The sequence below is a fragment of the Acinetobacter sp. CAU_H_S139_7 genome (assembly GCF_058599305.1).
This window is the reverse complement of the sequence record NZ_CM178651.1, coordinates 3,322,493-3,338,321: the sequence shown is the minus strand read 5'-3', so window position 1 is coordinate 3,338,321 and position 15,829 is coordinate 3,322,493. Positions and strand designations below refer to the sequence as shown.

Below are 15,829 nucleotides of genomic sequence, written 5' to 3'. Positions count from 1 at the left end.
TCTGCTAACCCCCTCTTTGTTCTGCCACCCTCATTTAGCAGTGATTTGGTAGAACCTTTATTTGCATATAGGAATTTATCATGTCTCATTCATTTTTTCTCATCTGTGCCTCGCCACATGCTCAGCCTCGTTCTTTCAGACAATGGGGAATACAGAGCTAATTCTTAATTAACTGTATAAAAGCACCATTTTTAAATAGAACAATTCATAAGGTGGATGGCTAAGTCACGCCTATAAAAAATTTACTCTTTTATCCCCCTTGTGATTGTGAAGTGTTACATTGAACATGTGTGGGAATAACTATGACTGAATTAACTAAACCAAAAATCATCCCAATCGAAAACCGTCCTCAGAAATCTAAGCTATTTTTAAAGTGTGTGGTCTTGCCAATTGTGATTTTTCTCATTGTCGCCAAAATTTTTTCCTTTGGCGCTTTCGCCTATATCTTCTTTGGCTTTGACCTATTCTGGTTTGTGATCATTTACTACCTCTATCAATACGGAAATACCTACTTCGATGGGATGACCGAACAACTGAAACGTCAGGGTGAAACCTTTAATTATCAAAATCGTGGAGTATGGATTAACAGTCAGGATAAGACCATCATCCTGTTTGATCAGCCTGATCAACGCCTAGTCAAATATCCTTTTGACTATATTACCTCTGTAGGCCATTACAATTTGGTCGAAGATCGCTTCAGAACCACAACTACAGTGATTAGTAACCCGATGATGGGAACACATATTAATCAGCGTGAGCATAGAACACCGATGAAGCGAGAGTTCCAAGTCAATATTGGGACAAGAGATCAATTCAAACCTAACTATAGCCTAAAAGTGTTATTCCCTTGGCGTAGTCCTCAAATGGCAAGTGAAATCCGCCAGTTACTCTCGGCTGATCATTATCAATAATAAATATTAGAAAGGTAGTAAAACTTGAGGATTTCAAAAGAAATTATGCCATCTGTCCACATGGCGGGATGTTGCGGTTCTGGTGAATGATAATAACCGTATTATCAAGATCAATCGAACTTCACGTTATGACTATAATCTGCATGGCGAGGATTATTATACAAAACAGAAATAATAATCTTATAATATTGTGGTTATATTAATGCCTATCCTCCTATTTTTGGATATTAGGAATTGGAGGGTATTTTACGAATAAGGATATGTCAGTGAATATTAAATTCATTAGAAATGATGATGATCTTACTAATGCTTTTATTCGCTTAGAAAGTATTTTTCAAGCAGATAAAGGTACGCCTGAAGCTGAGGAAATGGAGACTTTAGTCACACTGATTGAAGCTTATGAAGATGAATATTATCCAATTAAGAATTAACTTTAATTTTTCTAATTTTAATAACTAAAACTTAGACAAGCGGTATAGGGATAAAAGTGATGAAATACTACGTTTGCCTTGGTGATCGAACGACAGGTGGAGGCGTTGTAATTGAGGGTAATATTCAGACGATTATTTTAGGGCGACCAGTTGCGTCCATGGGAATGAAGGCCATCTGCTGTAATCGGCCACAAACAATTTTGCAAGGTTGGGCTGGGCATCTCGATCATGGCAAACAAATTGCCTATGATGGGTGCTTACTAAGCTGTGGTCATAAAGTGGTTGCCAGTCAAAACCTGATGGGATGGTCTGATGGGAATTGTAGTTCAGATGTTCCAGAAGAGGTCATGTCAAAACCCCAAAAACATCATGAGTTTTTTACCCTACTTGATGATGAAAACAAACCTGTAGTGAACCAGAAATACAGATTATCTGCTGACGATGGTTCTATCATTGAGGGGTATACCAATGCACAGGGGCAAACAGATCATCTCTGGACACATGAAAAACTTCCTGTCAATTTTGAGGTTATTGATGATGAGGAAGAAACAGAGTTTGACAATTACCATATTACAGACAAGTAACTTCGGATAATAATAATGGCTCGGAATCAATCAGGTTCAGGTAGTTCCAGTGAACAAAAAGCAGGACAATCAGAAACTAAAACCAGTACCAAAGGTACTGTTATTAAACTGGAAACCGGAACAAATAAGACATACTTATGTGCCCATATTTGTGCGGCCAATAAAAGCCCTAAAATCGGTAAGGCAGGACAAAATCTTTATCAGCGCACCGTCACAACAGCAATTCAAGCGGAGGCTGAGGCAAATTTCGGAGTATGGGCATATCTAGCAGAGGTCGGCTATAACATGCGTATGCGCCCTCCCAAACCACTTATGAGTGAAAAACCAGAACGGATGCACCGACCTTCTAGCTTTCCTTTGGGCGCAGCGCAAAAGCAGATTGAACAATTATCTAAAGGTGACTTTCGTATTCCTGACGTCACGATTTTAACCATTAAGGCCGCAGAAATTATTGAAATGCGAATGTCGGGTACAATTGACTGGAAACGCTTTTATCCTGAAAGAAATAATATTGAACGTCTGGTTGAAATTAAATTTGGTAAAGATGAATGGGCTGAGGGACAATATAGAGCTTATGAGCAGATAGCGCCAGACAAGGTAAGAGAAGTATCAGATAAAGATTGTAGTTGTGAGACACGGAAACCACCAAATGGTGGTGTACCTGTTCCTGTTTACCCACCAATTAAAAATCCGACTCCATATAAAAGTGCGATCTTTCGTCCTACCACGCTCAGTTTAGCTCCCAAAAAAGGAATACCTATGTTGGGGGGGTTAGGTCACATGATTGCACCACCATCGCCAAAAGTGATTTTTTATCGAAAATTAGTTCCTTTAAAGGAGTATCACAATATGATGATTCCTATTGCTGCCAGTGTGGGCATCGCAGGCGTATTTATCTGTGGAACAGTAGTTTTGGCAGGCGCAGTAACAGGCGGGGCTGTTGCAACCGCAGGTGCAATTGGTGGTGCTGCTGAAGCAGTGGGTGGAGGTCTATTGATTACAGGCTTTGCAACTTTGGCACATTCATAAATTAGGATAGAAAACGTGATTATTAAAAGTTATGAAGATTTAGATCCATATTTTAAAGATTTCCAGTGGACTGAACATCGTAAAGACCAAGCTTCATTGTTTATTGCAGGGGCAGAGTTTCAAGCACACTTCCTTTATTTTGCAGGTCATACTCCAGAAAAACGCCAAGCATTGGCAGAATGTATTGAAGAATATAATCGCCATTATGCTGAATACTTTACTTGGGGGCTTAATTTTGATGAACAAGGTAAAGTTCATTATACCGATATGGCAGAGATGCCAACCATTCGGGAAGTCATTGCAAAAAATCCACATCCTGATGACCAAATTGAATGGCGATGTGCATCAGGTGATCGTGATGAAGCCCCAGAATATATGCTTTCAGCCTTTACCAATAGAGGTTGGGAGGGACATCTTCTTGATTGCTCAGCTCTTACTTTTCGTGTGCCAAATAAACTCATATTTGATCAGGGACACAAACAGATTTTGATGTCTTTAATTCAGACGTGTATTGATAAACTTGGGGTATATCATGCGGTAGCAGGGTTTCAAGGAGCATTACCTTATAGACCAATGGGTGTAGGTGATTATTCGCTTGCTCAAGGTGAACGATTTTGGGGAATCTACCAAGGGGCAGGTATTAGAGAAACTAGCAGAATTCAGGATGGAATTAAAAGTATTGATTGGCTTACCTATATCAACAATACCTTGGTACAGCGGATTTGTGAGCCTAAAACCTTTCCCCAATATTGTGAACATTTTAATTTACATCCTCAACAGCAGGAACATGGATTCTTGTTTCAACTGGAAGATTACCCGCAATTGCTTCCAAGTAATCTCCCAGTTTTAGAGAGCTACTTTAATCTGAACAAGGCATTACGCCCATTAAGAAACGGATCATATTGGTCAATTAGTTATGATGTTGGAAATAACTATAAAGTCTTGGATGTAGAAGCAAGCCGTAAGTGGATTTGTCGATTAGATGCTCCAGATGTTTTTCCTGATCGTGGGCATTATGAAGAAAGAGAGCCACCAAAAAAGAATATCTATTTGGAATCTGGCCGACCTTGTGAAATAGAAGGTATCTATCGTTATGATGAACAAGTCGATTTGGATGGTCAACCAGTATATGTTGGTTACGCAGATCGCAATGAATACAAACCAAATGATGTTAATGACTATCGACAACATGTGGTTTTACGCAAAGGTGATATTGCCCCACGTTTTCTTGAGTTCTATGACCATGCGATTTTAAAACAAGCCAAGAAAATTAAATGGCATTTGGTATATGAGACAGTTAAGGTCAAATAGGCTGCTATCTACGATCAGAAATAATAATTTTAACTACAATAAGCCTAGACGTGCTGCTTTGAAAAAGTATGCTAGGCTTTTTAATGGCTAAGTCTCAAAGTAACTTAACTGAGATACAAATTGCTAAACGAATCAAAAAATTTTAGCAAGGTTGAAGTGTTACACAGTAGCTTTGGTGGCAATCGTCCCATTACATCACTCCTTTAAAACCAGATGGCCCCACCACTGACTAGATACTTCGATAGTATTAGGAGTATCTCACGTATGTTTATTCCCTAAACCTCTTGCGAAAGTAAGTTTTTTAATCATTTGGACGTTATATAATACCTTATAAATCAAAGGTCGTGCCTGCTCAAATTTTGACTAACGCTAAAGATCTAATTAACTTCTGATGATTGGAGATTTTATCTAGGCAATACTAAAAATTACCTAAGTGTATAATCATTATCTTGGCCGAATGAACTATTTGATGATGTATTTGGAGAAAATATATACTTAGATTTTTCATTCCTATTTGATTTCAAGATATTGATTTTTAACTGTTTGTTGTGGGTTTGGTTGAAAGGGGTTTTAGTGATTTTAAAGATTTAGGCTAAAATATTGAATTCTTGTCTTGATAAAATAACTATCTGGGCGTAAAGTCTTATATATGTAGATCAAATAGAGGGCAACCTGAAAAAATAAACAACTTGACCAAGCCGTAGTTAATGCTTGATTGAAAATGACAAATTACTAATGTCATTAATATTACATTCTATTGGCACATTAAGATCATTGAATCTTAAAAAAAATTTCAAAAGAAAGCGTACTTAAGTCTATAGATCATTGGATTTCTATGTTCTATATATTTTATTTATAAATTATTGATTTATTTAGGTAAAATCATGATTAAAATCAATGCATCAAATTTGTCAGCACAGCAAAAAAATTTAATTTCTAAACTCAATATAGAAATTCAAAAACAACCTAAAAACAAGCAATGGCAAGGATTCTCTTTCTTTGCTCGTTCTTTTGGTAATCAAAAGCAACAATATGACTTAGTGCTTTTAACGAATGCAAATATTTTATGCGTAGAATTCTGTAACGTTAATGGCCAGATTACATCTGACCAATATAATAACTGGTGGGTAAATAACGAACGTCTTAGTCCTTCACCTCTAACTATTGGAGGAAAAAAAGCTCGTAAATTAACAACAGAAATCGAAGCTATTAAACATCAACTCCATAATGCTGATCAGTTAGTAAAAAACCCCCATTTTTTACCTAAAGTTTTGAATTTAGTAGTAATGACAGGTAAGGCAGATTGGTCTGCACTTAATGGGATACCATTTGTAGATCGTATTTTATCATTTGAAGATTTTTGTCAATTAATTCCTAATGAAGATTTTTATCTTCATTTTTCTAAAAGCAAAAAACCATTACCAATGAATGCAAAGCAACTTAATCGTGATTTTGATGTTTTGACTAAAATATTAACTCACAATATGGAACCAATAACATCACAATCTATAGAAGGTTATGAACTAGGCTCACTATTAATCATGCATTCTCGTAAGCTTTATAAAGTCTATAGTGCTGAATCTATGGGTAATGATAATGCTGTAATTAAGCAATGGGATTTTTTCTCTCATACGGTAACTGATAAATATCGTAAAGCTATTATTAATAATGGGATTAATACCGTAAATAGTATCAAAATTAAAAACCCCCAACTTTACGAAAAATGCCTTATCTCTTTAGAAACAAATCCCCAAGACAATGTAGATCAATACTATGATGAAGTCATCGAATTACCGGATACCAACCATATAACACTAAAATCATATTTAGAAACGTGTCCAAAAGGTTTAACAACAAAAAAATTAGACTTAATTCAGTCTATGATCTATGTAGTTAGTGAGTTACATAAGCTTGGGATTGCTCATGGTGACTTGAATTCATTCAGCATTTGGGTTGATAGTACTAATAAAATTAAGCTTTCACAATTTACATCGGCATTTAACCCTGATTTCAAAGTCGATAATGCTGTACGTACTATTTTGCCATTACTCAATCAAAATATCTTTGATGAATATTCATTAACACCGTATACGAAAGATGTTTTTTGGATTGCTTGTCTTGCTTGGCATATCATTGAGGGTCTTAAGGTTACTCCTCACAGTATTAGTGCATTTAAAGCATTAAATCATTCTGACTGGCTGACTGACTTATTCAGTCAAGCTGCTAATTTTGCATATACAGATGCATCAGATTTTTTAGCAGCATTCTTAAACTCACGCCCTCCCTCAGATATTGAACATCAGGTATCACCCGAGATTTTGAGTTCTTATATTAGGAATGAGAGTCTAGAGCAGTATTCAAATATTGTCTTTGAAACACTTCCAAATCCATTGTCTTCTTATGATTGTTTATATTATAAAGCGAAACTAGACAAACTAGATATTCTTAAGAATCAAGGAGTAAAAAGTTATATACCTGAAATTACTGCTTTTGGGATTATTGATCAAGATAATCAGAAAATATTTTTTTCTGTAATTCAGTCTATTAATACACCTAGATGGAATGATTGTGACTTAGGGAGTTTATGCTTTGAAGATAAAAAACAACTTGCAGTGAACTTGATTAAGGCTTTACAGCATTATCATCATTTACAATATGGCTATGGTCAACTTTCTGGTGAGACAGTTCATGTTGATTTGGCTGATTTAACCATTAAGTTAAGTAATGTACTCGAACCTGAACCAGCACATCAAGGTTCGCTTGATCCAAGTGACGTGGATATGCCAACAGTACAACAGCGTGATAATTATGCTGTACTACAAATGTTGAACGCTCTATTTAGGGAGGAACTTGAATATGAGGATTTTGATTGGTTATGTGAAGCATTTTTGCTTGAGTTTGAACAAAAACAAGGTAAATATCTCGATTTAAGTCGTTTTCTCGATACGCTGTTGGTAGAAGGTCAAGAAGAACAAGTGCCTACTCTGATCGTCAATGGGGCAGGTTGGTCTAATGGTGATGACGATTCTAGTCCAAATAACTTTAATTATATTCTGCCCGATAACGGAAAAATTTATGGGCATATTAAACAACAATCAGGGAGGGATCTAGAAGTTGAGCTTTGGGGCGTAGGTGGAAAAGTAAGTTTCTTTTATACTGACTACCAACAAAATCCGGGCTTGAGACCTAGATATGTACAACAAAAATCCTTTATTAATAAAAAATTTATTGATAATTCCGTATTTGAATTAAACATCCGTATTAAAGTTGAAGATGAACGAAGCTTTTACAGAAGTACTCTTCCATGGTTAAGTGATTTTTTAATCCAAAATGATGACTTTAATCATGCTCTACAGGAGTTCAAGACAGAAGAAAATTCATCTAAAGAGTATGTTGAGTTCTCTGAAGAAGTCGTTGATATTCTTGATTCTAATGAAATGTCGACTAAAGCATTGTGGCGTTTAATTAAAGATACTGAAGAAGAAGCATTACCTATTGTTGAGCTTACTGATGTTCTAAAACCAATTCGTTCTAATCATTATATTAACTATTACAAAGCTAATTATGATCCGGTTGAAAGTAATGATGTGTTAGATCGCTTTCAGAAAAAAGATAAGGTTCAAGCTCTTTTAGTTACTGAAAATAGAGATGGTGAATTTGAGACTAAACTTGTTGGTGAAGTTGATATGATCAAATCGACCAGAGGGGCACTTTACATTAAAAACTGTAAGTTAACACGATTAAATGAAGGGAGTCGTCTTACTTTGCAGAATATAGCAGAACAATCTTCTAATCGTAGGCGTAAGATAGCTATTGATAATATCCTAAAAAATCGGTCAGTCATTCCAAATCTGATTGAATATTTCGAAAAAAATAGCAGTGCTGAAGTGGCTAAATATGATGTAGATTTTTGTGATCAACAACTTGATTACTATAACTCGACAACTAGAGAGGGTAAAACTATTGCTCTAAATGCAACACAACGCCAAGCATTTGAACAGATTATTACTAGTGGCCCAGTAAATGTATTACAAGGTCCTCCAGGGACAGGTAAAACAGAGTTCATTTCAGCATTTGTTCATTACTTATTCCATCATCGCTTGGTAAAAAATATCTTAGTAGTAAGTCAATCACATGAAGCAGTAAACACAACTGTAGAGCGGATTCGTCAACGTTTCACTAGTCATAAACAAGATGTCAGTATTGTGCGCATTAGTAATAAGGCTGAACTTGTATCAAAGGATTTGTTAGATACCTATTCTGGTTCAATCATTGAATCACAGCAGGCATTTTTCCAAGAAACCTTAATACATCGTATTTTAACTTTAGGTTCTCATCTTAAGCTCAAAGAAGATTACTTAACTGATTTGATTCGCGTAAAAGTTGAAATCTTCGAAAAAGTTAAACAAACACGTTCTAAGATTAGTGATGAAGAGGATGCTGGTACTGTATCACCAGCTGCTTTTAAGCAATTTGTTTTATATAAATTAGAAAGTCTTCATAAAATATATGAACTAGATACTGATGATCTTGGTTTGGATATAACAAGTGAGGCTTTTTGGGAAGTTATTGAAAATGCTGTGATGAATGCTTTAGCTGAAGAATATGCAGTTGATCCAGAAAATTCAGCAAAAGCACAAGCTTTAATTCGCTTAGCCAAAGATTGTGAAACTTTAATAGATGCTCCTTATGCTCATTATGAACGTTTTTTAGCCCAAACACGTCAGATTGTTTGCGGTACATGTGTAGGTATTGCTAATAACAGTGTCGATATTTCGAATCAGGTTTTCGATTTTGTAATTATTGATGAAGCAGCACGTTCAACTTCATCTGAACTTGCAATTGCAATGCAAACTGGTAAACGCATTGTATTAGTAGGGGATCACAAACAATTACCACCTTTATATACTAGTGAACATAGCAATTTATTGAAAAAGAAGTTAGGCATTTCAAACCATAAAGAGTTAGACGATGTTTTAAAAAGCGATTTTGAACATGTTTTTAATTCACCTTATGGTAAAAGAATTAGTGCCCAATTATTACAACAATATCGTATGGCTCCAGCTATTGGGAATTTAGTATCTGATTGCTTCTATGAGGGTAAATTACAAACTGCTGTCTGTGAACCGCCTTTTGATAAAAAGGATAATTCAAAACGTGTAGTCCCTTCGATTTATCACTCAAATAAAGTGAAAGAGCTACAATCAACTGTTACTTGGGTCGATACAGGTGGTAAGGGAGCATTTCATCAAAAAATTTCAGATGAAAAAACAAGCTTATATAATCCTCATGAATTAAACGAAATTATGAATTTCCTTCGTCGTATAGACTCTGATCCTGCGTTATTAGAGCGTGTGAATCAAAACGTTAAAAAAGATGAAGCTGCTATTGGAATTATCTGTGCCTATGCAGAGCAGAAGAAACAGCTTATAAAACGTTTTGCTGCTGGCAACTTTTCTACATTACTTCAAAATTCAGTAAAAATTGATACTGTCGATAGTTATCAAGGTAAAGAAAACCGTATTGTTGTGTTCTCTGTGACACGAAATACTCCAGACTTCTCTAGTGCATTCTTAGCTTCAGAAAATCGTGTGAATGTTGCATTATCCCGCTCTATGGATCGCTTGGTGATTTTTGGTGCTATGGAGATGTGGGAGCATGAGAAGAATTCAAATAGCCCATTATATAAAACTTTGGCTTACATCAAAAAACGTTTGAGCCAACCAGAATACAAAATACTGAAACGTCGTAATGAAAACGTACAAGGAGAAAAATAATGTTGAATTATCATGATGTTGATGTATTACTACCTGCGCAAAAATTTTTGATTGATTTTAGTTTTTCAGGTAAAAAGCCCTTAGACTTTGTTCATTCTATACTTTTACGTACTCTGCGTTTGGGTCCATGTAGCTCGGTCCAATTGGCCAGCTTTTTAAATCTAGATCAAAACGAAATTACTATACTTTTAAATGAGTTACTTGCCAAGAATGAAATTAAGTCAACTGAAAATGATTTATTTGAGTTATCTGAATCAGCCAAGCGTTACTTTAAATCTGTCTCAGATATTCCTCAAGTTGAGCAAATCTCAGATCGTACAGTTTCAGTAATATATGATTTGATTGGATTTGATCCAGTTTTATCTTATGAATATTCAGGTCATAATGGTATACAGATCCAAGCTGATCAAGATCAGCTCTCTGAATCAGAAAAAATTGCTAAGGCTGCATTCCAAAAAAAATTTTATAGCTATGTTGAGCATGGCATACTTACATTTTATCAAGATCACCCCCAACTTTATAAAGTTGATAAAGTTATTAAAGACCGCCAACTCTTTAATCGAGTAAATCTTGATTTGTCACTTAAATTACAAGGTGATCAATTAACTACTGATGTTCATGACGTTGAAAGCTGTTTTAGTCACCTACCTAGCAGTACAACCATCCTTACTGAAATGGTTAATTCAACTTTACAAAGCATAAAAGTGGATAATATCGAATCAATTCAAGCCGAGTTGGCACATAATCCAATGCTTGAGTCATTGAAGATTAAGAATTTTTTTAAAAATGAAAAACTCGATCTAACGTGCTTAGCCCAACGAACAGAACACCAAATTATAGGACCTATTTATGAGCCAAGTAATCAAGAAAAATTCCTAAATTTACTTGAACGATGTGCTGAAGATAAAAGTGTTCAAGATTTATATTGGTTAACACCATCAAATCCTTTTTTTGGTCAATCAACAAATTTTAAGAATTTCTTGAATAAACTAATTACTTCTGAAAGCTATGATTTAAAAATGTTTCTTCCATGCACATCTTTGAAGAATGCACCATGGGAGAATAATCATATTGAACGCCCTCTATTCTGTAGTGGGAAGTTTCTTGCATTAGATGAAAGTGGCTTATTTAATAGTGATTTTGAGATACTTGTTGTTAAAAACAAGTTTTGTATTGTGATTGCCCATGTACATGACAGTGATGCACCTGTCCTGACAGCTGTACCAATTGGCGAGTTAACACTTGATTTAAATGTAGTGAATGGTTTTGCCGATGTATTCGCTAAATCGAAGCAACAAGCGGATGAAGAACGAGGACCATGCTATGGTGTTATCACTGTTAAATGATTCACTAATTTCCTAAATAGATTGTATGTTTTATTGAATTCATATTTTTAATCTATTTTGCAGCTTAAAGAGTCTTGAGCATCTACTCAAGGCTCCTCAAGCATGTTTAAATAAAATACTTATTTGTTACTTTACAGTGATTTAATCATCCGTAAACAAGACTAGCTGTTTATTAAATTTGTTTATATGTATTGAGAGGCAGTCCATTTTATTTGTAAAGCTATGCCTACACGATCTCATATTTGATATTGATGATGAATTTTTTGAACAGCTAGATAGCGTTCAAATTAATTGGTAAATCTTTATTGCTATTTGGTTTTACTGGTATAGTGCAAAATCAACAATTACTTGGACACACATTCTCACTTAACTTTGACACTTTAATATGTTTTCATTGATTAAGTTGGGCTAATTTAATTTGGGTTTATACACTAGGATTACTTTGCTTAACGACTGTTTAGATAACTTGGTAGTCTTTATTAACCGCCCCCTTTTTTTTATCTCCGACAACACATGCATTGACCCACACTGTTTTGGATTCTAGTTTTCTGATATGCCCACGGCGTAAATGTATTCTTGGTGAACTGTGGCTTCCTTTTGAGTTTGAATTGGAAGGTGCGTTGCCTTTTTGTGAGTTAATAGTGAGAACTTTATAACTAAAGAACGGCGTTTTCCCCTTTTTGATTCTTGATTTGTTTAGTTTTTCAGGTGGTAAAATATCATCAACTGACTCTGCATTTGAGCAATTTAGTGCAGCTAAAAAGCTCAAAATAACCTTCATAATTATCGAAATAAATTCTGACTGTCCCTGCTCTTTAGGGCCTACTTGTAGTGATGGGTTTTCACCCCATTGCCCCCTAAGCAAGCAAGGCTTTTCTGTATAACAAATCCATGCTGAATTGCCATTTGTATGTGGACCTAGAAAAGGATAGAAACCAATTCCTTCATCTAATTGTTTGCATAAAATCACAGCTGGGATTGTTTCACAATCTTCGTTATTTTTTGGACTTTCAAATTGTAATTTTAACTCAAGACAAAGAGTATCAAATGGTAGTTTCAAAATAGGGATGTAAGGTTGAAATGTTGTTTCCCAATTATCTTGAGCTTTAACTTCGCAAATCCTACCGTTATCGGGAAGTCTAAATTTAATTGCTTGGTTTATCTCAGCACAATATAAGGTGGAATTAACATGATGTTTATGTGTAAGAGAGTCAATTAACTCAGCACAATAGTTTGTATTCATTTAACTCCTTATAAAAGCTTTGTAGATAAATTATGATAGAGTATATCAATAGTCACATACGATCTGAAAATATAAAAACATTAATCTAGCTATGATGTAGCTAGTATTTTACTAGTTAATTGTATTTCTTTGTTTAGACGGTAATTATAGGTTTCTGAGCCTGTAAATTCCATTTGTCTATTGAAATATCAATATGTTTGTAATGATTGTCTAGGAGAGTGGTGGCAGTCCATTATCTAACTTAATGGTGTCTACAAAATTAGTGGTGATTCAGTGAGTCTAAACCAGAAACAGCTGATCCTTGGAAGAAACAATAACATAACTCATCCCAATGAAATTAAGATGCTAAAATAATAATTCTAATCATCGAAAGGCAGGGTTAGCTGTTTATTTAGTAATAGTTCTCCATGTACTATACGGGCTATTGAGGTAGAAGCTTTGCCAATCTTTCGTGTAGTACCATACCACTCAATAGTCGACCCTTTTGGGTCTGAAATATGGAGAATATTTAGTCCAATGATATTTCCATTACATAAGAATCCTTTTACTTTTATCTCGACTTCATTATCTGTATACCAAGGTTGAATAGAAGGATAAAAAACAGAAGATGCTTCACCTGATTTTGTATTTAACCATGCTTTAATTCTTTGATTTGTTAATTTTTTTATTACTTTTTGAGTGTAAGGATCATATTTCAAATGTCCTAAGAAGACACAATCTGATTCAAATTCTGTAAAAACTTGCCAATTCTTATCAGATGTAGGTATTTTTCTGGATTTAATCAATAAATTTTTTATTGTATCAACTGAAGGATGTGGTGACTCATAAGGATAGAGCATAAGACATTCAACTTGCTTATAACTTTGGGCAAGAAAATCTATATTATTTAGAAATAATTTCTGATTGTTTTTTAGTGTTAGTTGTAAGAGCTTACTGTTATCCCTAACATCAGGGGGAAGGGGATATGCTTCAAGAAAAGATTGAATATCTGGATTTATAAGTTTTTGTTCATTAACATCAATAATGCACCAATTCGATTCATTAAAAGAAGTTATTAGAGAAAAAACTGTGGAAGTAATCGAACTATTAATTGTAGCAGTATGAGTTTCACTTATCTGGAATATATGATTCAGATTAAAATAAGTGAGATATGGATCGATTGGTAAGTTTTCAGTTATGTACTCTCCAAAAATAAGTTCATTTTCAGTCTTTTTAACTTCACGAAGAATGACCTGATAGAAAACCCGTATAGATTTATGAGATTGTTCTCTTAAAATACCCCCATACCACCAAACGATATAGGATGTGCCTAGTTTCAGTTTTTCAAAATTATAAGGAAAGTGGTCTCGTTCATAATTAATAAATGGAAAAGGGAGTTGAAGTTTCTGTTGCATTCACTGATTTATCCAAGTAGATTTTTGTCTCATCTATCTCTGATTCAAAAAAATAGCTAATAAGTAATAAATATCATGGGCTTAACTACAAGTTTTTAGAATTGCTAAGATAATTATAATTGCGACAGTCCATTTAATTACCTGATCTATGTTAATAGGATTTCTCGTTCTATTTTTTGGAATGTTTTTTTGATTTCCTAACATATTGTGGTTGGCGGTACTCTGTTGAGCTTTAGGTGGTGAAATATTTTGTCTCTGATTTGACAAGTTGCCAGTATTGCTAGTTGTAGCATGAATTTTATTTAAAATAGCTTGGTTAGATGAGTTAGTAGTATTTGGTGGAATAGAGCCTATTGGTTGACTGTTTTTCGTAGAAGGCTTTTGTCCAGCTATTTTAGCTAAAATATCTTGGTTGGATACTTTTTGTGAGAAATTACTTACAGAAACAGATTGTTGTTTAGCGGCTAATCGTTTTTTTGCTTCAACCTCATTTATTGTAAACAATTGACCTTTTTTTGATACAGTAATAGATATGGAAGAGCATTTAAATTTTTCATTTCGATAAGGTGATTCCATTAAACCTTTAATACTTAACCATTTTCCAATCCAAGAGCTATCTGGCTTGTTAGCAATGATAGCTAACCCCTCACTCCAAATTGTAATTTTGAATATATTCCCTCGCCAGTCTCCAAAGTTTATGAAGATATAAGGCTTACCATTCCTAGCACGACTACTCTTTATACTTACAACTTTACCGATAACTTCAACCTGATTACCAGTCTGCTTTAAACAAGCATTGTAATCCAAAGCTGAGATAATAGGGTAGGGACTAATATATTCATTAACAACTACAGCACGACTAACATTCTTAGAAACAATATTGATATTGCTTAAGCTAGGAATATTTAATCCTTTAATGAAATCACTTAAACTTGGTATATTTTCTAATTTATTAGTGCTGCATATTGCTGCAAAATTTTTAGTATGTTCCTTTAAACTTGGATATGAACTTAGCAATGCAAATGTTTGAGATGAGTTTGGATTAGTAAAATCTGTCGAACGAAATATCACAGAATCCATATCTGACTGTGTTTTATCCCAAATTTTAGAATCCGTTTCCAATGCTTTGCATGCTAACCATAATAATATCAAGGAGAATCTATCTATCTTATTATTATAAGGATTTATTTTGGCTCTATAAGGATGTTGGAAATTGATATGACCTAATTCAGAACTACCCAACTGTGCTAAAGAATCGATATACATTCCATCGTAATCGATTAATTGGATTGAAGATCCTGCATTTGAGATCATTAAATTACCAGTTTGTATATCACCATGAGCAATTGAATTACTCTCTAAATATTCTGATAGCTTTATTAAGGCATCAGATAAATTGACTATATATTCTTGATTATCATAATTATCTTCAAAAAATTCACCAAGTGTAGTTCCGACAGCCCATGCCATTTTAATAATAGGATACGCATGACCATCTACTACAATACCTTTAGGCTGAAATTCAAAATCTAGGAAAAAAGCAGAAGAGAGATTTTTGATTTTTTTAGAAATTTCAAGATAACGTAGTTCTAGAGATTTAGACTCTTTATGAAAACACCTTACGGCATATTTTTTTGAAATGCACTCAATTGTATAAGTTAAAGCAAATCCACCACTAATAGCTAAAGGAACACCAAGCCCTGTCTTTTTGACAATACCTTTTGCTAATTCTGGGTCATTTAATAATTTGCTATGGAGCTGAAATGCCTCATTATATTTTTCAAAAGATGGATAGCTCATAAC

At 34.4% G+C, this 15,829-nt stretch carries 10 protein-coding genes; 7 read left to right on the top strand and 3 right to left on the bottom strand.

The features are described 5' to 3' along the window. Nucleotides 1-302: 302 nt before the first annotated feature. The 7 genes from AC4MC0_RS16190 (at nucleotide 303) to AC4MC0_RS16160 (ending at nucleotide 11,389) form a co-directional block, all read left to right on the top strand. A complete protein-coding gene (locus AC4MC0_RS16190; protein ID WP_068557554.1) occupies nucleotides 303-911 on the top strand; it encodes a sortase family protein in 609 nt (202 codons plus the stop codon). A gap of 266 nt (nucleotides 912-1,177) precedes the next feature. Further along, the gene (locus tag AC4MC0_RS16185) at nucleotides 1,178-1,342 is read left to right on the top strand and encodes a hypothetical protein (protein ID WP_164743260.1); all 165 of its coding nucleotides are present in this window, start codon (nucleotides 1,178-1,180) and stop codon (nucleotides 1,340-1,342) included. Nucleotides 1,343-1,401: 59 nt separating this feature from the next. Then, entirely contained in the window at nucleotides 1,402-1,926 is a 525-nt protein-coding gene (locus AC4MC0_RS16180; protein WP_227541503.1) for a PAAR domain-containing protein, read from the top strand. 15 nt (nucleotides 1,927-1,941) lie between these two features. Next, on the top strand, nucleotides 1,942-2,955 hold the full coding sequence (locus tag AC4MC0_RS16175; protein WP_068557558.1) for a nuclease: 1,014 nt from the start codon (nucleotides 1,942-1,944) through the stop codon (nucleotides 2,953-2,955). A gap of 18 nt (nucleotides 2,956-2,973) precedes the next feature. Continuing rightward, entirely contained in the window at nucleotides 2,974-4,266 is a 1,293-nt protein-coding gene (locus AC4MC0_RS16170) for a type VI immunity family protein (RefSeq protein WP_068557583.1), read from the top strand. A gap of 884 nt (nucleotides 4,267-5,150) precedes the next feature. Next, nucleotides 5,151-10,043 (top strand): AAA domain-containing protein, encoded by a 4,893-nt coding sequence (locus AC4MC0_RS16165; protein ID WP_068557560.1) that lies wholly within the window; start codon nucleotides 5,151-5,153, stop codon nucleotides 10,041-10,043. Then, the gene (locus AC4MC0_RS16160; RefSeq protein WP_068557562.1) at nucleotides 10,043-11,389 is read left to right on the top strand and encodes a hypothetical protein; all 1,347 of its coding nucleotides are present in this window, start codon (nucleotides 10,043-10,045) and stop codon (nucleotides 11,387-11,389) included. The genes AC4MC0_RS16165 and AC4MC0_RS16160 overlap by 1 nt, the downstream gene beginning before the upstream one ends. Nucleotides 11,390-11,846: 457 nt before the next feature. Here AC4MC0_RS16160 and AC4MC0_RS16155 read toward each other — a convergent pair whose 3' ends face one another. The 3 genes from AC4MC0_RS16155 to AC4MC0_RS16145 form a co-directional block, all read right to left on the bottom strand. Beyond that, nucleotides 11,847-12,632, bottom strand: a complete 786-nt coding sequence (locus AC4MC0_RS16155) for an AcrVA2 family anti-CRISPR protein (RefSeq protein WP_068557564.1) — start codon at nucleotides 12,630-12,632, stop codon at nucleotides 11,847-11,849. 359 nt (nucleotides 12,633-12,991) lie between these two features. Beyond that, nucleotides 12,992-14,026: a hypothetical protein gene (locus AC4MC0_RS16150; RefSeq protein WP_068557566.1), complete on the bottom strand. Its 1,035-nt coding sequence runs from the start codon at nucleotides 14,024-14,026 to the stop codon at nucleotides 12,992-12,994. An 81-nt stretch (nucleotides 14,027-14,107) separates the two neighbouring features. Continuing rightward, nucleotides 14,108-15,826 carry a hypothetical protein gene (locus AC4MC0_RS16145; protein ID WP_068557568.1) on the bottom strand — a complete coding sequence of 573 codons (1,719 nt, stop codon included), beginning with the start codon at nucleotides 15,824-15,826 and terminating at the stop codon, nucleotides 14,108-14,110. Nucleotides 15,827-15,829 lie beyond the last annotated feature (3 nt).

Coding starts and splice junctions, on each gene's coding strand:
- AC4MC0_RS16160 (WP_068557562.1), top strand. CDS start 10,043: ATGTTGAATTATCATGATGTTGATGTATTACTACCTGCGCAAAAATTT.
- AC4MC0_RS16190 (WP_068557554.1), top strand. CDS start 303: ATGACTGAATTAACTAAACCAAAAATCATCCCAATCGAAAACCGTCCT.
- AC4MC0_RS16175 (WP_068557558.1), top strand. CDS start 1,942: ATGGCTCGGAATCAATCAGGTTCAGGTAGTTCCAGTGAACAAAAAGCA.
- AC4MC0_RS16155 (WP_068557564.1), bottom strand. CDS start 12,632: ATGAATACAAACTATTGTGCTGAGTTAATTGACTCTCTTACACATAAA.
- AC4MC0_RS16145 (WP_068557568.1), bottom strand. CDS start 15,826: ATGAGCTATCCATCTTTTGAAAAATATAATGAGGCATTTCAGCTCCAT.
- AC4MC0_RS16150 (WP_068557566.1), bottom strand. CDS start 14,026: ATGCAACAGAAACTTCAACTCCCTTTTCCATTTATTAATTATGAACGA.
- AC4MC0_RS16180 (WP_227541503.1), top strand. CDS start 1,402: ATGAAATACTACGTTTGCCTTGGTGATCGAACGACAGGTGGAGGCGTT.
- AC4MC0_RS16165 (WP_068557560.1), top strand. CDS start 5,151: ATGATTAAAATCAATGCATCAAATTTGTCAGCACAGCAAAAAAATTTA.